At 63.0% G+C, this 20,093-nt stretch carries 18 protein-coding genes; 9 read left to right on the top strand and 9 right to left on the bottom strand.

What is annotated here, in order from left to right; genetic code table 11:
* The first annotated feature begins 93 nt into the window (after positions 1-93).
* The 3 genes from H6B31_RS04415 to H6B31_RS04405 are packed head-to-tail and all read left to right on the top strand — an operon-like array spanning position 94 to position 2,580.
* Positions 94-1,659: an amidohydrolase gene (locus H6B31_RS04415; RefSeq protein ID WP_204897390.1), complete on the top strand. Its 1,566-nt coding sequence runs from the start codon at positions 94-96 to the stop codon at positions 1,657-1,659.
* A gap of 16 nt (positions 1,660-1,675) precedes the next feature.
* Entirely contained in the window at positions 1,676-2,227 is a 552-nt protein-coding gene (locus H6B31_RS04410) for an HdeD family acid-resistance protein (protein WP_204897389.1), read from the top strand.
* Entirely contained in the window at positions 2,224-2,580 is a 357-nt protein-coding gene (locus H6B31_RS04405) for a hypothetical protein (RefSeq protein WP_204897388.1), read from the top strand. Before H6B31_RS04410 ends, H6B31_RS04405 begins: the two co-directional genes overlap by 4 nt.
* Here the strand turns inward: H6B31_RS04405 and H6B31_RS04400 are convergent.
* Entirely contained in the window at positions 2,561-3,898 is a 1,338-nt protein-coding gene (locus H6B31_RS04400) for a CCA tRNA nucleotidyltransferase (protein ID WP_204897387.1), read from the bottom strand. The genes H6B31_RS04405 and H6B31_RS04400 overlap by 20 nt on opposite strands.
* A gap of 187 nt (positions 3,899-4,085) precedes the next feature.
* Here H6B31_RS04400 and H6B31_RS04395 point away from each other — a divergent pair, with 187 nt between their 5' ends.
* Positions 4,086-4,562, top strand: coding sequence for an AlbA family DNA-binding domain-containing protein (locus H6B31_RS04395; protein WP_204897386.1), 477 nt, complete (start codon positions 4,086-4,088; stop codon positions 4,560-4,562).
* A gap of 274 nt (positions 4,563-4,836) precedes the next feature.
* Here the strand turns inward: H6B31_RS04395 and H6B31_RS04390 are convergent, their stop codons facing one another.
* The 8 genes from H6B31_RS04390 to H6B31_RS04355 all read right to left on the bottom strand — a co-directional run bounded on the left by H6B31_RS04390 (position 4,837) and on the right by H6B31_RS04355 (position 14,076).
* On the bottom strand, positions 4,837-6,693 hold the full coding sequence (locus tag H6B31_RS04390; RefSeq protein WP_204897385.1) for an ABC transporter ATP-binding protein: 1,857 nt from the start codon (positions 6,691-6,693) through the stop codon (positions 4,837-4,839).
* Entirely contained in the window at positions 6,677-8,422 is a 1,746-nt protein-coding gene (locus tag H6B31_RS04385) for an ABC transporter ATP-binding protein (protein WP_204897384.1), read from the bottom strand. The genes H6B31_RS04390 and H6B31_RS04385 overlap by 17 nt, the downstream gene beginning before the upstream one ends.
* Positions 8,419-8,859: a MarR family winged helix-turn-helix transcriptional regulator gene (locus H6B31_RS04380; protein WP_346014035.1), complete on the bottom strand. Its 441-nt coding sequence runs from the start codon at positions 8,857-8,859 to the stop codon at positions 8,419-8,421. The genes H6B31_RS04385 and H6B31_RS04380 overlap by 4 nt, the downstream gene beginning before the upstream one ends.
* A gap of 237 nt (positions 8,860-9,096) precedes the next feature.
* Entirely contained in the window at positions 9,097-9,879 is a 783-nt protein-coding gene (locus tag H6B31_RS04375; RefSeq protein WP_204897383.1) for an HAD-IIA family hydrolase, read from the bottom strand.
* Positions 9,880-9,971: 92 nt separating this feature from the next.
* The gene (locus tag H6B31_RS04370; RefSeq protein WP_204897382.1) at positions 9,972-10,577 is read right to left on the bottom strand and encodes a GDSL-type esterase/lipase family protein; all 606 of its coding nucleotides are present in this window, start codon (positions 10,575-10,577) and stop codon (positions 9,972-9,974) included.
* Between the two features lie 235 nt (positions 10,578-10,812).
* On the bottom strand, positions 10,813-11,901 hold the full coding sequence (locus H6B31_RS04365; RefSeq protein WP_204897381.1) for a sugar kinase: 1,089 nt from the start codon (positions 11,899-11,901) through the stop codon (positions 10,813-10,815).
* A 140-nt stretch (positions 11,902-12,041) separates the two neighbouring features.
* The gene (locus H6B31_RS04360) at positions 12,042-13,067 is read right to left on the bottom strand and encodes a sugar kinase (protein ID WP_204897380.1); all 1,026 of its coding nucleotides are present in this window, start codon (positions 13,065-13,067) and stop codon (positions 12,042-12,044) included.
* A gap of 46 nt (positions 13,068-13,113) precedes the next feature.
* Positions 13,114-14,076, bottom strand: a complete 963-nt coding sequence (locus H6B31_RS04355) for a VOC family protein (protein ID WP_204897379.1) — start codon at positions 14,074-14,076, stop codon at positions 13,114-13,116.
* Positions 14,077-14,587: 511 nt separating this feature from the next.
* Between H6B31_RS04355 and H6B31_RS04350 the strand changes: the two genes are divergently transcribed.
* The 5 genes from H6B31_RS04350 to H6B31_RS04330 all read left to right on the top strand — a co-directional run bounded on the left by H6B31_RS04350 (position 14,588) and on the right by H6B31_RS04330 (position 19,808).
* Entirely contained in the window at positions 14,588-15,262 is a 675-nt protein-coding gene (locus tag H6B31_RS04350; protein ID WP_204897378.1) for a GntR family transcriptional regulator, read from the top strand.
* Between the two features lie 462 nt (positions 15,263-15,724).
* A complete protein-coding gene (locus H6B31_RS04345) occupies positions 15,725-16,765 on the top strand; it encodes a zinc-dependent alcohol dehydrogenase (protein WP_204897377.1) in 1,041 nt (346 codons plus the stop codon).
* Between the two features lie 96 nt (positions 16,766-16,861).
* Positions 16,862-17,869 carry a TRAP transporter substrate-binding protein gene (locus H6B31_RS04340; protein ID WP_204897376.1) on the top strand — a complete coding sequence of 336 codons (1,008 nt, stop codon included), beginning with the start codon at positions 16,862-16,864 and terminating at the stop codon, positions 17,867-17,869.
* Positions 17,870-17,943: 74 nt separating this feature from the next.
* Positions 17,944-18,510, top strand: coding sequence for a TRAP transporter small permease (locus H6B31_RS04335; protein WP_204897375.1), 567 nt, complete (start codon positions 17,944-17,946; stop codon positions 18,508-18,510).
* On the top strand, positions 18,507-19,808 hold the full coding sequence (locus tag H6B31_RS04330; protein WP_204897374.1) for a TRAP transporter large permease subunit: 1,302 nt from the start codon (positions 18,507-18,509) through the stop codon (positions 19,806-19,808). Before H6B31_RS04335 ends, H6B31_RS04330 begins: the two co-directional genes overlap by 4 nt.
* Positions 19,809-20,093 lie beyond the last annotated feature (285 nt).

Genomic DNA, 20,093 nt, shown 5'->3' with positions numbered 1-20,093 from the left:
AGAGGAAAAACGGACACACTAGACACCGGCGGCCCCTTGTCTGCATAGGGGATGCGTGATACAATCAGGACAAACGGAACAGGAGGCGGAGCCATGGAGACCACCCTTTACTTTGGCGGGCCCATTGTGACCCTGGAGGAGCCCCAGTATGCCCAGGCCCTGGTGGAGCGGGGCGGACGGATTGCCTATGTGGGGGACCGGGAGGAGGCGGAGCGGCTGGCCGGTCCCGGGACCCGCCGGGTGGACCTGGAGGGCCGGGCCCTCCTGCCCGCCTTTGTGGACCCCCACAGCCACCTGCTGGCCTGCGCCTACGCCCACCTCCAGGTGCCCCTGGGGGAGTGCGCCGGTTGGGGAGAGATTACGGACCGGCTGAGCAGGCATGTTCAGGAGCGGGACATTCCGCCCGGAGCGTGGGTCAAGGGCACCGGCTACGACCAGAACGCCCTGGCGGAGGGGGCGGCCCCCGACCGCTTCTGCCTGGACCGGGCCTGTCCCCACAATCCGGTGGTCATCCAGCACGCCTCCGGCCACGCGGGGGTGTTCAACACCCTGGCCCTGGAGCGGCTGGGGGCGCTGAATGAGGACTGCGGCCTGGAGCGGGACGGACAGGGGGAACTCACCGGCCGGGGGGAGGAGAACCCCTTCCTGGACCTGCTGGGCCGGATTCCCATGGACGGTCTGGAGGATGTACTGAGGGCCTTTCAGGGGGCCCAGGAGGAGTACGCCTCCCACGGCGTCACCACCGCCCAGGAGGGGCTGCTCCAGCCGGTGATGGCCCCGGTGTACCAGGAGATTTTGCGGCGGGGGCTCTTGTACCTGGATGTGAACGCCTACGTCCCCCCGGCGGACTATGACCGCCTCCGGGGACAGTTTGCCCAGGAGGTGAGCGCCTCGCCTGGAACCTTCCGGGTGGCGGGCATGAAGATCTTTCTGGACGGCTCCCCCCAGGGGGGCACCGCCTGGGTGCGGGAGCCCTATGCGGGGGGCGGCTGTGGGACCTCCACCATGACAGACGGTCAGGTGCGGTCGGCCTTTCGGCAGGCCCTGGACCGGGACGCCCAGCTGCTGGCCCACTGCAACGGGGACCGGGCGGCGGAGCAGTATCTGACCCTCCTGGCCCAGGCGGAGGGAGAGGCGGGCAAAAAGCTGTGCCGCCCGGTGATGATCCACGCCCAACTGCTGGGCCTGGACCAGCTGGAGCGGGTGAAGGCCCTGGGGGTGATCCCCTCCTTCTTTGTGGCCCACGTGTACCACTGGGGGGAGATCCATGTGAAAAACTTCGGCCTGGACCGGGCCGGCCGCATCAGCCCGGCGGGGAGCGCCCTGACCTGGGGCATCCCCTTCACCTTCCACCAGGATTCTCCGGTGATCCCGCCGGATATGCTGGAGACCATCTGGTGCGCCTGCGTCCGAAGGACCAAGACCGGCCGGGTGCTGGGAGCGGAGGAGCGCATCCCGGTGGAGGCGGCCCTCCGGGCGGTGACCCAAAATGCCGCCCTCCAGTATGGACTGGAGAGGGAGCTGGGGACCCTGCGGCCGGGCAAGCGGGCGGACTTTGTGCTTTTGTCCGGCGACCCGCTGAGGACGCCGCCGGAAGAACTGAAAAAACTCCAGGTGGAGCGGACCATTCGATGTGGCCGCACCATCTGGAGCCGATAGAGAAAGAGAGGCAACTATGGGCAATATTTTTCGGGAACAGCGGCGCAGCAGCATCGTCATGGCGGTGCTCACCCTCGTGCTGGGGCTTCTGCTGGTACTGGCCCCCAACCGGTCCATCCGGCTGCTGTGCACCGTTTTGGGAGCGGCCATGCTGGTGGCGGGGCTCATCTATCTGTTTACCTGGCTGGCCAAGCGGCGGGAGGGCTTTCCCGCCTGGTTCCTGATCCCGGGGCTGATTCTGGCGGCCCTGGGGCTGTGGCTGCTCACCAGCCCCGGGTCGGTGATCGTCCTCATCCAGTTCAGCGTGGCGGCGGTGCTCATTTTCCACGGGGTCATCGACCTGCAGGGGGCGGTGAGCCTGGCGCGGCTGGGGATTCCCAACTGGTGGGTGGACCTGGTCCTGGCCGCCTTGACGGTTGTGCTGGGGGGCGTGGTGCTGCTGAACCCCTTCGGGACCATGGAGGCCATGACCATGCTCATTGGGGCGTCCTTGGTGTACGACGGGTCCAGCGACCTGTATCTGATCTACCGGGTGTCCAAGGCCTTCCGGGACGGAGGGGACCTGTGACCGCCTCCGCCGGGCGGCTGCGGGAGGTGAACCTGGAGCTGGGCAAGCCCACGGTGAACGCCGCCATCAAGCGCCTCACCTTTGAGCTCCACCACAGCCGGTCCCTGGGGTGCGCCGCGTTGAAGATCATCCACGGCTACGGCTCCTCCGGGACCGGCGGCCGCATCCGGGTGGAGGCCCGGTCTTACTTAGCCCGCCTGAAGGGGCGGGGAGAAATCCGGGACGTGATCTATGGGGAGGACTTCTCCATCTTCAACCCGGCGGTGCTGGAGGCCTTTCGCCGCTGTGACGATCTGCGGAAGGACCCGGACCGGGAGCGGCACAACAACGGGATTACCATGATTCTCCTCTGACGTCCTGGTTCAGCAGGGGGAGGAGGACGGAGCGGTCGTTGGGCAGGTCCCCCGCCGCCACCTGATCCAGAAGGCGGTTCAGCGCCCGGCCCACAGCGGGGCCGGACAGGCCGGCGGCCAGGGCGTCCCGGCCGTTCACCGCCAGCTCCTTCAAGGTGAGACATGGCTTCTGGTCCAGAATCTCCCGGGCCATCGTTTCTGCTTGTGCGCAGTGGTCGGGCTCCGGGGCGGGCCGGGGGGCGCAGGCCATGCCGTCCGCCCGCTCCAGCTCCAGCAGGTCGAAAAAGAGACCGGGTCCCAGCCGCTGGAGCCAGCGGCGGACCACTTTGGGAGTGGCCTCGATCTGCAGCCCGTGGCGGGCGACCAACGTGACCACCCGCTCCTGGGTGCGCCTATCCAGCCGCAGCCGGGCAGCGGCCTGTTCCGCCAGCCTGGCGCTCTCCCCCTCGTGGCCGTAGAAGTGTCCCACCCCCTGTTCATCCAGGGAGAAGCAGGCGGGTTTGCCCGCGTCGTGGAGGAGGGCGGCCAGCCGCAGGGCAGACTCCGGCCGCACCTGGCCCATCGCTTTCACGCTGTGGGTGTACACGTCATAGCAGTGGTGGGGGTTTTTCTGGTCAAAGCCCACCGCCGGAGTCAGTTCCGGGACGATCTGACAGACCGTCTCCGGGAAGTCCAGTAAAATCCGCTCCGCCCCGGGACAGCACAGCAGGCGGAGAAATTCCGCCTGGATGCGCTCCCAGGCCACATAGGACAGGAGGGGGGTGTTCCGCCGGATGGCGGCGGCGGTCTCCCCCTCCAGCCGGAAGTCCAGCTGGGCGGCCAGCCGCAGCCCCCGGAGCACCCGCAGGGCGTCCTCCTGAAAGCGGCGGTCCGGGTCCCCCACACAGCGGATGACCCCGGCGGCCAGGTCCGCCTGCCCGCCGAAGGGGTCCGTCAGGCCGCTCCGGCCCCAGGCCATGGCGTTGACGGTAAAATCCCGCCGGGCCAGGTCCTCCTCCAGGCGGGAGGTGTACGCCACCCGGTCCGGGTGCCGGTGGTCGGAGTAGCTCCCCTCCTTTCGGAAGGCAGTCACCTCCACCGGGAGGCCGCCGTGGACCACCGTGACCGTCCCGTGGGCCAGGCCGGTGGGGATGCATTTGAACTTTGAACGGCAGGCGGCCAGGATCTCCTCCGGCGGGGCGGAGACGGCGGCGTCGTAGTCGTGGGGCTCCCTGCCCAGCAGGGCGTCCCGGACGCAGCCCCCCACCAGCACCGCCTGATAGCCGGCCTGCTCCAAGCCCTGGAGGACCTCCAGGGCCCTCGGGTCCCAGCGGAACATCGTGGCTCCTCCTCTCTAATGGGGTCGTACTTTTACTGTTATGATAGCAAATTTATCAGGGAAGTCAATGCCCGTCCTGGGAGGCGGTTCCGCCAGAAGCCGAGGCGGAGCGGGGAAAAGACGGCTTTTTGGAAAACGAACTGGATTTTTTCAAAACAATTTACAATCTGGATTGGAGGGAGGCCCCATGGCCCTGGAGCATTTGGAATTTTTGGAGGAGTACCGGGAGGACAACCGCATTGAGGCCAAGCGGGCCCAGGGCGGCCTGCCCCAGAGCCTGTGGGAGACCTACTCCGCCTTTGCAAACACCTTGGGGGGCGTGATTCTCCTGGGGGTGGCGGAGGACAAGGGGGATGGCTCCCTCTACTCGGTCCCCCTCTTTGACCCGGAGGAGCTAGTGGAGGAGTTCTGGTCCATGGTCCGGGATCGGAGCGTGGTCAGCGTCAACCTGCTCCGGGAGGAGGACGTGCAGATTTTGAAGAATGGCCGCAATGAGGTGGTGGCCATCTTCGTCCCCCGGGCCCCGGCCAAGGACCGGCCCGTGTACATCGGCCAGGACCCCTACACCGGCACCTACTACCGCCGGGGGGAGGGGGACTACCGCTGTCCCCGCCGGGAGGTGGAGGCCATGCTCCAGGACCGGGAGGCCCTGTCGAAGAAGTAAACCGCACAGAGAGGCCCCGGGACACGCGTGCTGCGCATGTCCCGGGGCCTCCGTTTGTCGAAAAACCTCTGTTAAGACGAATCCGCCCGAGTGTTAGCGGGGGAACTCGAGGGGGCGGCAGCCCGCCTCGAGTGGGATCGAATGCCCTGAATACCTTGTACGACAAGGCGTTCAGTGAGCGCAGCGAGGACTTTTCCGCCGCTGCGCGGCGGGAAAGCAACGGCATTTTGCAGGCTGTTGGGAAAGTCCCTGGACTTTTTCGACAGCCTGTGGCTCAGGACAGCTCGAACATCCCGTGGTAGAGCTGGTAATACTCCCCCCTCTGGGCAAGCAGGTCCTGGTGGCTCCCCCGCTCCACCACCTCCCCGTGCTCCAGAACCAGAATCACATTGGCGTTGCGCACGGTGGACAGACGGTGGGCGATGACGAACACAGTGCGCCCCTCCATCAGGGCGTCCATGCCCTTTTCAATCAGGGCCTCGGTGCGGGTGTCGATGGAGGAGGTGGCCTCGTCCAGAATGAGCACCGGGGGATCGGCCACGGCGGCCCGGGCGATGGCCAGCAGCTGCCGCTGGCCCTGGGACAGGTTAGCCCCGTCCCCGGTGACCATGGTGTCGTACCCCTGGGGCAGGCGGCTGATGAAGGAGTGGGCGTTGGCAATGCGGGCGGCCCGCTCCACCTCCTCCTGGGTGGCGTCCAGTTTGCCGAAGCGGATGTTGTCCGCCACGGTGCCGGTAAACAGGTGGGTGTCCTGGAGGACGATGCCCAGACTGCGGCGCAGGTCGTCCTTGCGGATGTCCCGCACGTCGATGCCGTCGTAGGTGATGGTCCCGCCGGTCACGTCGTAGAAGCGATTGATGAGGTTGGTGATGGTGGTCTTGCCCGCCCCGGTGGAGCCCACAAAGGCGATCTTGTGTCCGGGCTTGGCATAGAGGCTCAGGTCCCGCAGAACGGTCTGCCCCGGCTCATAGCCGAAGGTGACATGGTCGAACCGCACGTCCCCCCGCAGGGGAACGAGAGGGGCCGACGGCCGGGCGGAGTCCCGCCAGGCCCAGCGGCCGGTGGACTCCCGGCAGGGGGTCAGCGTCCCGTCCCCCTCCTGGCGCACCCGTACCAGCTCCACAGCGCCCCGGTCCACCTCGGGCTCCTCCTCCATGGTGCGGAAGATGCGCTCGGCGCCGGCCAGGGCCACCAGGAGGAAGTTGCCCTGCTGGGTCAGCTGGTTGATGGGCATGGCGGACTGGCGCACAAAGACCAAATAGCTGGCCAGACTGCCCAGGTCGGACTGGCCGTTGAGCACCATCAGTCCCCCCAGCACCGCGATGATGGCGTAGTTGAAGTAGGAGATGGTCACCACCGCGGGGATCATGGTGGCGGCGTAGGCCTGGGCACGGGAGCCCGCCTCCTGGAGGGCCTGGTTCCGCGCCCGGAAGCCGGAGAGATTGGCCGGCTCGTGGCTGAACACCTTGACCACCTTCTGTCCGGCGGTCATCTCCTCGATGTAGCCGTCCAGGCTGCCCAGGTGCTCCTGCTGGCGGTCGAAGTAGAACTTGCTGCGCTTACTGCTGTAGCGGATGTAGGCAAACATCACCCCGTAGCCCACCAGGACCAGGATGGACAGCCTCCAGTTGAGGAGGAACAGCAGCAGCACCATCCCGAACAGCTGGACCATGCTCTGGATGACCACGGCGAAGCTGTTGTTCAGGGCGTCGGAGATGGTGTCCACGTCGTTGGTGAACAGGCTCATCAGGTCCCCCTTCCGGTTCTGGTCAAAGAAGCGCAGGGGGAGGGTCTGGAGCCGGTGGTACAGGTCCCGGCGGATGTCCAGGAGAATTTTCTGGGCTGCCCGCACCATGATCTGGGTGTAGCCCAGGGTGGACAGAACGCCCACGGCGTAGATGGCCGCCGTGACGCCCACGCCGGCCATCAGGCCGGATACGCTGCCCCGGGCCACCACCTGGTTGACGATGGGACGGATCATGTAGGTCCCCAGCAGGTTGGCGGAGGCGCTGAGGGCGGCCAGCACGGCCACCAGCGCGATGAGGACCCGGTGCCGCCCCAGGTACCGGGAGACCGCCCCCAGGGTCCGCTTCAGGTTCTGGGGGCGCTTTCCGCTATAAACTCTGGCCATCCTGGTCCCCTCCTCTCATCTGGGAATGGTAGATCTCCTGGTAAATGGGGTCGTTGGCCAGGAGCTGGGCATGGGTGCCCACCGCGTGGACCCGCCCGTCCTCCAGAATGACGATCTGGTCGGCGTCCATCACCGAGGTGAGGCGCTGGGCGATAATCAGCTTGGTCACGTCCGTCCGCTGGGCCAGGGCCCGGCGGATCTTCCCCTCGGTGGCGGTGTCCACCGCGCTGGTGGAGTCGTCAAAGATGAGCACCTTGGGCCGCTTCAGCAGGGTCCGGGCGATGCACAGCCGCTGCTTCTGGCCGCCGGAGACGTTGACGCCCCCCTGGCCCAGGTCGGTGTCCAGCCCCTTGGGCATCCGCTCCAGAAACTCGTCGGCACAGGCCGCCCGGCAGGCGGCCCACAGGGTGTCGTCGTCCGCCTCCGGGTCGCCCCACTTCAGGTTGTCTCGGATGGTGCCCGAGAAGAGCACGTTTTTCTGCAAGACGATGCCCACCGCGTCCCGGAGGGCCTTCAGGTCGTACTCCCGCACGTCCCGGCCGCCCACCCGGACCGTCCCCACAGTGGCGTCGTACAGCCGTGGGATCAGCTGAACCAGGGTGCTCTTGGCCGAGCCGGTGCCCCCCAGGATGCCCACCGTCTCCCCCGCCCGGATGTGGAGCTCCACATCCCGCAGGGCGTATTTTTTCGAGCCCGCCTGGTACTGGAAGGACACGCAGTCGAAGTCGATGCTCCCGTCGGGCACCTCCTGAACCGGGTCCTCCGGCTCCTCCAGGTCGGGGGCCTCCTCCAGCACCTGGCCGATGCGGTGGGCGCTGGTGAGGGAGCGGGTGAGGAGGAGAAACACGTTGGAGATCATCATCAGGGAGTTCATCACCTGGAGCACATAGCTTAAAAATCCCGTGAGCTCCCCCACCTGCATCTCCCCGGCCAGGATCAGTTGTCCGCCGAACCACAGGATCATCACCACGGCGGAGTACATGACCAGCTGGAAGAAGGGCAGGTTGAGCACCGCGTTTTGAAAGGTGGTGCGGCTGGCGTCGGAGAGCTCCTGGCTCACCTCCTGGAAGCGCTCCTCCTCGTACTCCCCCCGGACGAAGGCCTTGATGGCCCGGATGCCGGTGAGCCCCTCCTGGATGCGGCTGTTCAGGCGGTCCATGGCGGCCTGCTGGCGGCTGTAGAGGGGGCTCACTTTGCGGACGATCAGGGCCAGAATGAGCCCCAGAACCGGGGTGCAGATCACAAAGACCAGGGCCAGCCTGGCGTTCATGGCAAAGGACAGCCCGATGCCCAGCAGGAGCATCACCGGCCCCCGGACCATGGGGCGCAGGCCGCCGTTGATGGCGTTCTGCATCACGGTCACGTCGGTGGTCATCCGGGTCACCAGGGACGAGGAGGAGAACCGGTCCAGGTTGGAGAAGGCGAAGCTCTGGAGCTTCTCATACTCCGCCTCCCGCAGCCCCCCGCCGAAGCGGTAGGCCGCCCGGGCGGCGAACCGGGCGTAAATGAATCCGGCGATGAGGGCCAGGCCCGCGCACAGGGCCATGGCGGCCCCCAGCTTCCAGATGCGGGGCACATCCCCCAGGGCCACGCCGTCGTCAATGATCCCCGTCATCAGCAGGGGAATGGCCATCTCAAACCCGCACTCCACCAGCAGGAGCAGGATGGCAATGAAAAAATCCCACCGGCAGGGGGACAGGTACCGGGCCATCACGCGCAGATCTCTCATGGCGTCTCCTCCTCCAGAACGCGTCCCCCCACGTTGCGGTAGGTCCGCTCCAGAAAGTCCCGCAGCTGGGCGCGCTCCTCCGGGGAGAAGCCCTGGAGCATCTGCTCCTCAATGACCTTGCACCGCCCCTCCCAGGCGTCCAGGGCGTCCCGGCCCTGCTGGGTCAGCTCCACCTGGCCGCTGCGCCGGTCGTTGGGGGAGGGGCTGCGGGTGACAAAGCCTCCCCGCTCCAGGCTGTCCAGCATCCGGCAGATGGCCGAGGGGTCCACGTCGCAGCAGTCCGCCAGCTCCCGCTGGCTGCTGTGTCCCAACTCGCTCAGATACCGAAGCACCTTGGGCTGCCCGGGGGAGAGGCCCATCTCCCTGAGGTAGGGCCGCAGATAGTTCCGCTGGGCGTGGGCGGTGCGGGCCAAAAGGGTGTGGATGGCATAGCGCACAGCAATCAACCTCTTTTCTTGCCATATCAATGATTGATATATCAATAATACGGGATGACTTTATTATAGCGCGTTTCATTCGGCTGTCAACTCTGTTTTCCTAAAATAAGACTTCCACGTTTGCCTTACATTTCTGGAAAAATCTTTTCTTGGCGTTCCCGCCCCCGGCGGAGGCGGGAACGCAGGTTAGGGCCGAAAAAAACAGCCCCTGGAGGCTCCAAGGGCTGCGGAGAATATTCAGGCCTCTCCAGGCGGGATCTCGCCCACCCCGTTGAGGATCAGGCGGGGCCGGTAGGGGAACCGCTCCATCTCCTCCCGGGTGGTGACGCCGGAGAGGACCAGCAGGGTGTCCAGGCCGCTCTCAATGCCGGCCACAATGTCGGTGTCCATCCGGTCGCCGATGATGGCGGCGTCCTGGGAGTGGACCCCCAGCAGCTTCAAGCCGGTGCGCATCATCAGGGGGTTGGGCTTTCCGATGAAGTAGGCCTGCTGGCCGGTGGCCATCTCAATGGGGGCCACCAGGGCCCGGCAGGAGGGGACCAGTCCATCCTCAGTGGGGCCGGTGAGGTCGGAGTTGCACCCGATGAACCGGGCCCCCTTCTGCACCAGATGGACCGCCTTGCAGATGGCATCGTAGTTATAGTTGGGGGACTCCCCCATGACCACGTAGTCCGGGTTGATGTCGCTGAGGGTGATGCCCCGGTCGTACAGGGCGTTGTACAGCCCGGGCTCCCCGATGACATAGGCCTTGGCCCCCGGCATCTGAGAGGCGATGAACTCCGCTGTGGCCAGGGCGCTGGTGTAGAAGTGCTGCTCGTCCACCTCCAGCCCCATGCGGGCGAGCTTGTCCTGCAGCTCCCGGGGGGTCTTGCCGCTGTTGTTGGTTAAAAACAAAAATTTCTTCTTCTCCCGGTACAGCCACTCCACAAACTCCTTGGCGCCGGGCAGCAAACGGTTCCCGTGGTAGATCACGCCGTCCATATCACAGATATAGCCGCTCTTGTTGCGAAATTGATCCATAAACTCACTCCTTTGTCCGCAGAGAGGTATCTCCGGGCTGTCTCCCATTATACCGGAGTTTTTGGGCGGAAACAAGGGCGGGTTTGTAAACTTTAAAGACCCAGGGCCTGCAGCGCCCGGTCCATCCCCTGGGCGAAGGCCAGGTGGCCCCGCTGGGTGAAGTGGACGCCGTCAAAGGCCAGCTCCACCCCCCATGCGCCCCCGTCGGCAAAGGCAATTCCCTGTTCCCGGGCCAGAGTGCTATACTGCTCCGCCAGATGGCGGGAGGCCTCCACCCAGGATTCATCCGCCACCCAGGCGCCCCGGCGCATGGGGGGCGGGGCGGCCAGAAGAAATTGCGTCTGGTCCCCCCACTGCCCCCGCCGCACCAGGAGCCAGGCCAGGAGGGCGCGCATCCGATCCACTACCACCTCCGCCTGGGGCGGGGACATCTGCAGCAGGTCGTTGCTGCCCAGCATGATCACCACCGCGTCCACGGGGGAGGAGCGCTTCAGCTCCTCCTCCAGGCGCTGGACCTCCCAGGGGCGGCGGGGGATCTCCCGGCCGTTCTCCCCAAAGTTGACGATCTGCCGGTCCGGCCGGAGGAGAGCCAGCTGATCGGGCCAGCGCACCTGGGGCGGGTACCGCCCGCCCAGGGGGGACTGGGGGTCATAGCCGTAGGTGTTGGAATCCCCATAGCATAAAATGGTTCGCTTCATTGCAGCTCCTCCTCCAGGCGGACGGTTCTTCGTAAAAAAGGAAATTTTCCAGTTTGACGTCTTTCTCTGTATCATACCACAGATTGCTCCGGATTGCTCCCGGAGCTGTCATAAAGAAAGAGTAAAATTATTCTTCATTTTCTGGGAGCCGCCGGGGTGCCCGGAACAATGCAGGATAAAAAGGCCTCCGGCGGACAGACTGCCCGCCGGAGGCCCCTGGGGTCCGGATGTGGATTTACCGCTTGATGTCGTAGTTCATATTCATCAGACTGCGGATGGTGTCCGCGTCGTCGGTGATGTTGCCGTCCCCGTGGATGGTGTGCTTGATGGCGCTGCTGGCCACGGCGAAGTTGAGGGTGTCCATGGGCTTATACTGGTGCATCATGGCGTAGATAAGGCCGCTGGCGAAGGCGTCTCCGCCCCCCACCCGGTCCAGGATGGTGAAGGTGAACAGACGGCTCTCAAAGGTGTGCCCGTCGTACCACATGAAGGCCTTCAGGCTGTTCTCACTGCCGCTGTGGGCGTAGCGCACGTGGCGGGCAATGCACTTGAGGTTGGGGTAGCGGTCCACGAAGGCCTGGAAGATCTCCTCCTGCTGCTCATAGCTGGGCTGGAGGGGAACCCCGTCCTTCCAGTCCCCCTTGCTGTGGTCCGCCTCGTCCCGCCACAGGTGATAGGGCTCGATGCCCAGCAGCACGTCCACATAGGGCAGGCACTGGGTGCAGAAGTCCCGGGCCTCCTCCCAGGTCCACAGGGCGGAGCGGAAGTTGCCGTCAAAGCTGACCGTCAATCCGTGGGCCTTGGCCGCCTTCAGGCAGTCCAGAGTAAGCCTGGCGCAGCCGGGGCTCAGGGCGGGGGTGATGCCGCTGAGGTGGAGCCAGTCGAAGCCCTCCAGCAGGGCGTCCAGGTCCACCCGGCTGTAGTCGTACTCCACGAAGGCGCTGTGCATCCGGTCATAGGTGACCTTGCTGGGCCGGATGCCGTAGCCCGTCTCCAGGTAGTAGGTGCCCAGGCGGTGGGTGGGGGTCTCCTCCTGGGTGGAGAGGATCATGGGGGTGCAGTGGACGTCGTTGCTGCGCAGCATGCGCACGGCGCTCTTGCCCACGCTGTTGTTGGGGACTACGCTGAAGAAGGTGCTGTCGATGCCCAGATTGGCCAGGGCCAGGGCGATGTTGGCCTCGCTGCCGCCATAGCTGGCCTGGAAGCTGGTGGCCATGCGGATCTTCTCATAGTCCGGGGGTGTGAGCCGCAGCATGATCTCGCCGATGGTGATGAATTTCTGGGGAGAGCTGGTCCCCCGAAGCAGCGGATTGAAATGCTCCATAAATACGCCCCTCCTGATTTTGATTGGTGTCCCGAACCCGGCGGGTGCGGGAAGGATTCAAATGGATGGAAAGAGGACCGATCGCCGCAGGGGACCGGTCCTCTCTCACTGTGTATCTGGATCTGGAAGATGTTATCCTGTTACCGCTGGATGCGGCCGGAGCCGTCGCCGCCGGCCAGCTTCTCCACCTCAGCCACGGTGACCATGTTGTAGTCGCCCTCGATGGTGTGCTTGAGGGCAGAGGCCGCCACGGCGAACTCCACCGCGTCCTGGGTGCTCTTGCCGTTGAGCAGAGCGTAGATCAGGCCGCCGCCGAAGCTGTCGCCGCCGCCCACCCGGTCGATGATGCGCAGCTCGTACTTCTTGGAGAAGCAGTACTCGTTGGAGGCCGCGTCGTAGAGCATGGCGCTCCAGCCGTTGTCGGAGGCGGAGTGGGACTCCCGCAGGGTGATGGCCACCTTCTCAAAGCCAAACTTGTCGGAGAGTTGCTTGGCCACGGACTTATAGCCCTCCCGGTTGATTTCGCCGGCGTAGATGTCGGTGGCCTCTGCCTCGATGCCGAACACGTCCTTGGCGTCCTCCTCGTTGGAGATGCACACGTCCACGTACTGGGACAGCTCGGTCATGGCCTCCCGGGCCTGCTCCCGGGTCCACAGCTTGCCCCGGTAGTTCAGGTCGCAGGAGATCTTCACCCCGTGGGCCTTGGCGGCCTTGCAGGCCTCTTTGCAGGTTTCCACCAGGTTGGGGCCCAGGGCCGGAGTGATGCCGGTGAAGTGGAACCAGTCCACACCCTCAAAGATCTTGTCCCAGTCGAAGTCGGAGGGCTGGGACTCCTGAATGGCGGAGTGGGCCCGGTCATAGATGCACACGCTGCCCCGCTGAGAGGCGCCCTTCTCATTGAAGTAGATGCCCACACGGTCGCCGCCCCGGACGATCATGGAGGTGTCCACGCCGTAGCGGCGCAGGGAGTTCACCGCCGCCTGGCCGATGGCGTGGGCGGGCAGCTTGGTGACGTAGGCGGCGTCCACGCCGTAGTTGGCCAGGGAGACGGCCACGTTGGCCTCGCCGCCGCCGAAGGTGAACTCCAGGTGGTCCGCCTGGACAAAGCGCTCATAGTTGTAGGGCTGGAGCCGGATCATCAGCTCGCCGAAGGTAACGACTTTCATATTCAGCACTCCTTAAAAGATATATCGTGGATCTGAGATTTTAAAATCAGCGCTTCACCAGGTGGATGGCGAAGCCGCCCACCTCGTCCTGGAGGTAGATGGCCTTGGTGTTGCCCTTGGCGTCGGTTTTGCGGCTGGCTTGGTCAAAGCGTACGCCCTGGAGGCCCAGGTGGTACACCGCCCGGTCCACGTTGTAGGTGCCGATGGCGATGTGGCCGTTGGCGCCTCGGCCGGGGGCCTTATTGCACTCCACTATGGAGCCAGCGAAGTCGGAGGAGTTGCCCGCCTTATACTCCAGGCCGAACAGAGCGCACAGGGCCTTGGCGGTCTGGGCGGCCTCGTCGGCGTTGGCGCAGTTGATGCCCACGTGGGCCAGAGTGAAGCCCATCATGGTCTTCACCGCGTCCTGGCAGATGCGGGTGATCTCGTCCCACTTCTCGCCCTCGATCAGATCCTTTTTCACCATCCAGGTGCCGCCGCAGGCGATGATCTTATCGAAGCTCAGGTAGTCCATCATGTTCTTGGTGTTCACGCCGCCGGTGGGCATCCACCGCAGGGTGGTGTAGGGGCCGGCCACCGCCTTCAGCTTGGCCACGCCGCCGTTCTGCTCGGCGGGGAAGAACTTCACCACGTCCAGGCCCATGCTCATGGCCTGCTCCATCTCGCCGGGGGTGGCGGTGCCGGGCATCATGGGCACGCCCTTGTCGATGACGTAGCGGGTGACCACGGGGTTGAAGCCGGGGCTGACGATAAACTGGGCCCCGGCGGCGATGGCCCGGTCGGCCTGCTCGGTGGTGAGAACCGTGCCGGCTCCCACCAGCATGTCGGGCACCTCGGCGGCGATGCGGCGGATGGCCTCCTCGCCGGCGGCGGTGCGGAAGGTGACCTCGGCGGCAGGCAGACCGCCCTTCACCAGGGCCTGGGCCAGGGGGACCGCCTTGTCGGCGTCGTCGATGGCAATGACCGGAATGATACCGATTTGATACACTCGCTGAAGAACTTCGTTCATATTGCGCACGCTCCTTCAAATTTATTTCTGCACCCACACGCTGGATGCTGTGTCCGGATTAACATGTACACTTGCATACTAGAAAACAAGATACCAAGAAAAGAAACGTCCGCGCAATATCTGCGGGACGGCGGGCAGGAACACGAGGCGGGGCCTCGCAGGGTGAAAAAACAACGGTTTGCTTACTTTCACCCTCTATTTTACATTCAAAATAAGATTGCGCAAGAGGGGAAACCATTTTTCAGAGAAATATACAAAGGAGGGAATGAATTTTTGTGCTAGTATACTAGTATACGAAAAGGGGGACCAACTTGTATTCAGAACCTCGGGACAGGAAACCGGGGAAATGCAATTCTTTTGTGAAAATGGTAAAAACTTTCTGCCAATCCCCTTGTCATATGTTTAAAACACTGATATACTAGTATTCACAAATGGTATGGAACCTGACGGGGCTGGAATTGCCAGGCCTGGATTTGTGAGTTCAACGATAGGTCAAGCGGGAGGCTCTCTCATGCAAATTTTGGAACGACTGCCCCGAGAGACAGGGCGAGACTATGCTCTGCGTACAATTCGGGATAATATTATCACCTTGAAGCTGGAGCCGGGCAGCCAGATCAGCGAGAACGAGCTGGCGGCAGAGATGGATTTGTCCCGTACGCCGGTGCGGGAAGCGCTGATCGAACTGTCCAAAGTAAAAATCATCGAAATCTACCCTCAGAGGAAGAGTATGGTTTCCCTGATCGACTATGAACTGGTGGAGGAGTCCCGCTTTATGCGGAATCTGCTGGAATGCGCGGTGGCGGAATTGGATTGTGAGATGGCCACCCCCCAGGACATCCGCCGGCTGGAGGACAATCTGCAGCTGCAGAAGTTCTACCTCAACAGCTACTATCCGGAAAACCTGCTGAAGCTGGACAATGAGTTTCACGGCATTTTGTTTGACATCGCCCGGAAGTCTCAAGTTTATACCCTGATCCAGAGCATCTCCATCCACTTTGATCGGGTGCGGAGCATGGCCCTGGCTACAGTAAAAAACCAGAAGATTGTGGAGGACCATGAGGGGCTGATCCGCTGCATTGAGAGCGGACAGACACAGCAGGCGCGGGCACTGATGGAAAAGCACCTGAACCGGTACAAAATTGATGCGGCGGAAATCCGGGCTGCTTACCCGCAGTATTTTAAATAATAAAAATTATAGTTGATGCCCCATGGCGGCGCGGCGCGGCTGGGGAGAGAAGGACAGGCAGCGGCTCTCTGTTAAGGATACAGAGAGCCGCTGTTTGTGTTTTAGCGGCGGACAGCGCCGGGATCATCCCTTCAAAATCACGGAGCAGAGGCGAAATTCAGACCGGAATTTTATGATTTGTATAAAAATGGACGGCCAGATTTGTTTATAAATGCGTCTTGTTTTCTAGTATACAAGTATTGTAGAATATGGGTAGATTAAAAAGGCTCCAGCCGGTAAAGTGAGGCAAAATGCAAGTCTTTGACAAGGGGGTACCCCCTTGTCCCGCAGATATATCTGTGGGACAAGCTGCTCTGAATCGTCGAGCGCGGAGAGGCGAGGAGATTTTATCAGCTGCCAAAAGCCGGCGCCGGTCACAGAAGCACGGAAACGAAAATTTTTAGATAAAGGTGGTAAACAGCAATGAAAGAGACCATGAAGGAAGTCGTCATTACCGGCCCCAAGCAGTACGAGATCCGTGAAGTCCCGGTGCCCAAGCCGGGCGACGGCGAGGTGCTGATTCAGATGAAGGCGGCCGGTGTGTGCGGCTCCGACGTCCATCAGTTCCTGGGGGAGAACCCCAACGCCGTATTTCCCCGGGTCCCCGGCCATGAGAACGCCGGCGTCATCGTGGCGGTGGGCAAGGATGTGAAGAACATCAAGGTGGGCGACCACGTGGTGGTGGACCTGGTGGTGGCCTGCGGGGAGTGCCCCCAGTGCAAGAAGGGCCGCCGCAACGTGTGCCGCACCGTCAAGGCCCGCGGCTCCGCCATCGACGGCGGCTGGCGGGAGTATTTTGCTGTGCCCGAGCATGAGGTGTACCTCCTGCCTCAGGACATGCCCTTCAAGGACGCGGCCCTGATCGAGCCCTTCGCCATCGGCGGACACTGCACCACCCGCGCCGGCATTCAGGGCGGCGAGTCCGTGCTGGTCCTGGGCAGCGGCACCATCGGCGCCGTCATCCTCCAGACTTTGAAGCTGAAGGGCTGCCGGGTGATCTGCGCGGACATCAACGACGCCTCTCTTGCCCGGGCCAAGGAGTACGGGGCCGACGCCATTGTCAATACCAAAACGGAGAATCTGAAGGACGCAGTTCAGAAGTTCACCGACGGCGCCGGTGTGGATGTGATCTTCGACTCTGCCTGCTACCCCGGCTCTCTCACCGCCGTGCTGGAGATGGGCATCCCCGCCAACGGTGCCACCATCGTCCCCATGGGCTTCTGTACTGCCCAGGAGGGCATCACTCAGGCCATGATCAACACCCGGGAGCTGTCCATCATCGGTACCCGCATGTCCTGCAACCAGTTCCAGCCCACCATCGAGCGCTTTGCCAAGCACGAGTACCAGCTGGACGGCATGGTGAGCCACTATATCCCCTTCAGCCAGGTGGGGCAGGTCTTTGAGAACATCATCCATCCCCCCAAGGATATGAAGAAGATGGTCATCGTCTTTGACGAGGAGTAAGCGCGCACCCGTTCCCTATGTTTGAATTTAGCGGCCGGTGTGAAGCCGTTAAAGAAATACTTCTGTGAGAAAAGCAAAGGATTAGGAGGATGTATCATGAAAGTGAAAAAGTTGATCTCTGTTCTCTTGGCTGCCGGCATGATTGCCACTGTGGCGGCCGGCTGCGGCGGCAGCGGCGGCGCCAAGACCCTGCGCATCGGTGACAACTGGGGCGCCAGCCACCCCATGGCCGCGGCGCTGGACAATGTGTTCAAAACCCAGATCGAGGAGCAGACCAACGGCGAGCTCACTGTGGAGGTCTACCACGACGGCCTGCTGGGCGACGAGGCCAACCTGTGGCAGAGCGTCCGTGACGGCTCCGTGGACTTCGTGGTGGTGGGCACCCCCATGAACCAGGAGTTCTCTGAGATGCTCATCTCCGACTGGCCCTTCCTGTACCGCGATCTGGAGCACGCCAAGGCCGTGTGGACCGGCGAGGTGGCCGACGAGGTGACCGCCGACTTCAACGAGTTCTTCCCCGAGGTGGAGCTGCTCTCCTGGGGCCCCAACTCCGCCCGCACCTTCTCCTCCAGCAAGCCTCTGACCTGTGTGGATGACTTTGCCGGCCAGAAGTTCCGTATGCCCAACAACCCCATCCACATCGGCATTGTGGAGGACCTGGGCGCCTCCGCTCAGGTTATCGGTCTGGGTGAGCTGTTCACCGCTCTGGAGACCGGCACCGTAGACGGCCAGGACAACGGCATGGTCACCATCGTGGACCAGAGCTTCCAGGAGGTCCAGAGCTACCTGCTGGAGACCAACCACATCATCGCCACCCTGGAGATCATTGCCAATAAGACTACCATGGACTCTCTGACCGAAGAGCAGCAGCAGATCGTCCGCGACGCTGCCAAGGCCGCCGCTGTCCAGGCTTGGGATGATTACATTGCTTCCATTGACGAAGACCGCGCCACCATCGAGGAGGCCGGTGTCACCGTGACCCAGCTGTCCGACGAGGAGCGTCAGAAGATGATCGACGCCATCCAGCCCACCATTGACACCCTGCTGGAAGAGAACGCCGACTGGGCTCCCGCTCTGATCGAGAAGATTAACGCCGTTCAGTAATCATTTTGATTCTGCCGCGGGCCGCGCCCCGACAGCGGGACGCGGCCCGCGAATATGCAGAAGGAGGTTCGTTTATGTCCGACAGCAATCGTAAACCCAGCGGCCTGGGTGGGGCGGTTGACAAGCTGTTTCGTGCCATCGAAATTTTGATCGCCATCTTCCTGGGCGTCATGATCTTCTTTACGTTCCTGAACGTGGTGCTGCGTCAGTTTGGCATCGGCTTTGCTCAGACGGAGGAGATCTCCCGGATCTGCTTTATTTACCTGATTTATTTAGGATCGATCATCGCCGCAAGAGAAAATCAGCACCTGATGATTGATACCTTAATCAGCAAACTGCCTGAGGTGGGACAGAAGATTTTGTATGTGATTATTCAGGGCCTGATCATCTGGCTGATGGCCACCTTGACCAATGGCGCGTTCACCAACGCCTGGAATAACCGCAACGACTTCTGGGTTGCCACTCACATCCCGGTGTTTATGGTTCACTTTGCCGGCGTCCTGCTGGGCGTATCGGTGATTATCATTTCCATTGTTAACCTGTACCGTATGATCGTGAAAAAGGAGCCGGTCATGGAGCTTCTGACCGGACACGGGAATTCGGATGATCCTACGGCGGCGGAAGGAGGCGGCCTGCAGTGATTATCGGCGTCTTTATTGTTTCCATGTTGGCCGGCATTGCCATCGGCCTTCCCATTGCCATGGCCCTGCTGCTGTGCGCCATCTGCACCGCTATGGCCATGGGCGGCGGCGTTGCCAACCCCACCATCATCGCCCGGACCCTGATGCAGGGCTCCGACTCGGTGACCATGATGGCTCTGCCCTTCTTCATCCTCGCCGGTGAGATCATGAATCAGGGCGGCCTGACCAAGCGCATCATCAATTTCTGCAACATCTTCCTGGGGCGCATCCGCGGCGGCCTGGGCTACGTGACCATCTTTGCCTGCCTGATCTTTGCCGCTCTGGTGGGCTCTGCTGTGGCCGCCTGCGCGGCTCTGGGTGCCATGCTGATCCCCATGATGGTCAGCTCCGGCTACAACCGTGAGGAGTCCTCCGCCCTGGTGGCCAGCGCCAACCTGGTGGCCCCCATCATGCCCCCCTCCGTGCCCATGATCGTGTACGGCGTGTCCGCAGGTGTGTCCATCAACTCCATGTTCATGGCCGGTATCGCCCCTGCCGTGTATCTGACCATCGTGGCCTGTGTAGTGTGGTTCTTCCGCAGCCACCGGAAAGGTGTGGTGCCCACCACTGAGCACTTCGTGCCCCCCACGCCCAAGGAGGCTCTGCGGATCTTCGGCGGCGGCATCTGGGCCCTGCTTCTGCCGGTCATCATCCTGGTGGGCCTGCACTCCGGCAAGTTCACCGCCACTGAGGCCGGCGTCATTGCCTGTGTCTATGCGCTGCTCATCGGCCTGCTGGTGTACCGGGAGCTGAAGATCAAGAATCTGGGCAAGGTCTTTGTCAACGCGGCCAAGACCTCCGCTGTGGTTATGTTCCTGGCGGCGGCGGCCAACGTGGCGGCCTACTACATGACTGTCTCCCGCATTCCCCAGATCCTCACCGGCGGCCTGGAGGGCCTGGTGGAGAATCGGACTCTGCTGATGATCGTCCTCATGCTCATCGTCATTGTGGTGGGCCTGGCCATGGACGTGACCCCCAGCATTCTGATCCTGACCCCCATCATGATCCCTCTGGTGGAGGCAGCCGGCATCAACAAGGTTTACTTCGGCGTGTGCTTCGTGCTGATGAACGTGCTGGGCCTGACCTCCCCCCCTGTGGGACCGGTTCTGAATGTCGCCTGCGCCGCAGGCAATGTGAAGATGGATAAGATCATTGGTCCGACAATGCCCTATTTCATTTCTCAGACGATTCTCTGCTTCGCCCTGGCGATTTTCCCCTTCCTGGTGGAGGTCCCCATGGGTTGGTTCGGAGCGTCCTGATCGCCGCAGGTTCCGGCACAGCTTCCAATCTGCCCAAAACCGCGCTCTCCTTCGATGGAGGGCGCGGTTTTCTGCATTGAGAGGAGAATCCCGGTGCGGGATGGGCGGTCGGCAGGGGAATGGAAGCCACCGTGAGGAGGCGGGGACAGACCGGTGTCTGTGAATCAGGACAGAGAACACTGGAGAATGATTTCGGGGAGGACCGCCGTCCACCGGCATCAGTGGGCTATGGAGCCGTGGAGGGATGGGGGCGGCCGTCCGGAGACGAAAAAACTGCCCTGCGTC

The sequence above is a fragment of the Pseudoflavonifractor capillosus genome, from assembly GCF_016899775.1.
Lineage (GTDB): Bacteria > Bacillota > Clostridia > Oscillospirales > Oscillospiraceae > Lawsonibacter.
This window is presented reverse-complemented; position numbering and strand designations above follow the sequence as displayed.

Bases quoted from the DNA above. Each gene is read 5' to 3' on its own strand.
- H6B31_RS04415 (WP_204897390.1), top strand. From the start codon at position 94: ATGGAGACCACCCTTTACTTTGGCGGGCCCATTGTGACCCTGGAGGAG.
- H6B31_RS04410 (WP_204897389.1), top strand. From the start codon at position 1,676: ATGGGCAATATTTTTCGGGAACAGCGGCGCAGCAGCATCGTCATGGCG.
- H6B31_RS04400 (WP_204897387.1), bottom strand. From the start codon at position 3,898: ATGTTCCGCTGGGACCCGAGGGCCCTGGAGGTCCTCCAGGGCTTGGAG.
- H6B31_RS04395 (WP_204897386.1), top strand. From the start codon at position 4,086: ATGGCCCTGGAGCATTTGGAATTTTTGGAGGAGTACCGGGAGGACAAC.
- H6B31_RS04390 (WP_204897385.1), bottom strand. From the start codon at position 6,693: ATGGCCAGAGTTTATAGCGGAAAGCGCCCCCAGAACCTGAAGCGGACC.
- H6B31_RS04385 (WP_204897384.1), bottom strand. From the start codon at position 8,422: ATGAGAGATCTGCGCGTGATGGCCCGGTACCTGTCCCCCTGCCGGTGG.
- H6B31_RS04375 (WP_204897383.1), bottom strand. From the start codon at position 9,879: ATGGATCAATTTCGCAACAAGAGCGGCTATATCTGTGATATGGACGGC.
- H6B31_RS04370 (WP_204897382.1), bottom strand. From the start codon at position 10,577: ATGAAGCGAACCATTTTATGCTATGGGGATTCCAACACCTACGGCTAT.
- H6B31_RS04365 (WP_204897381.1), bottom strand. From the start codon at position 11,901: ATGGAGCATTTCAATCCGCTGCTTCGGGGGACCAGCTCTCCCCAGAAA.
- H6B31_RS04360 (WP_204897380.1), bottom strand. From the start codon at position 13,067: ATGAAAGTCGTTACCTTCGGCGAGCTGATGATCCGGCTCCAGCCCTAC.
- H6B31_RS04355 (WP_204897379.1), bottom strand. From the start codon at position 14,076: ATGAACGAAGTTCTTCAGCGAGTGTATCAAATCGGTATCATTCCGGTC.
- H6B31_RS04350 (WP_204897378.1), top strand. From the start codon at position 14,588: ATGCAAATTTTGGAACGACTGCCCCGAGAGACAGGGCGAGACTATGCT.
- H6B31_RS04345 (WP_204897377.1), top strand. From the start codon at position 15,725: ATGAAAGAGACCATGAAGGAAGTCGTCATTACCGGCCCCAAGCAGTAC.
- H6B31_RS04340 (WP_204897376.1), top strand. From the start codon at position 16,862: ATGAAAGTGAAAAAGTTGATCTCTGTTCTCTTGGCTGCCGGCATGATT.
- H6B31_RS04335 (WP_204897375.1), top strand. From the start codon at position 17,944: ATGTCCGACAGCAATCGTAAACCCAGCGGCCTGGGTGGGGCGGTTGAC.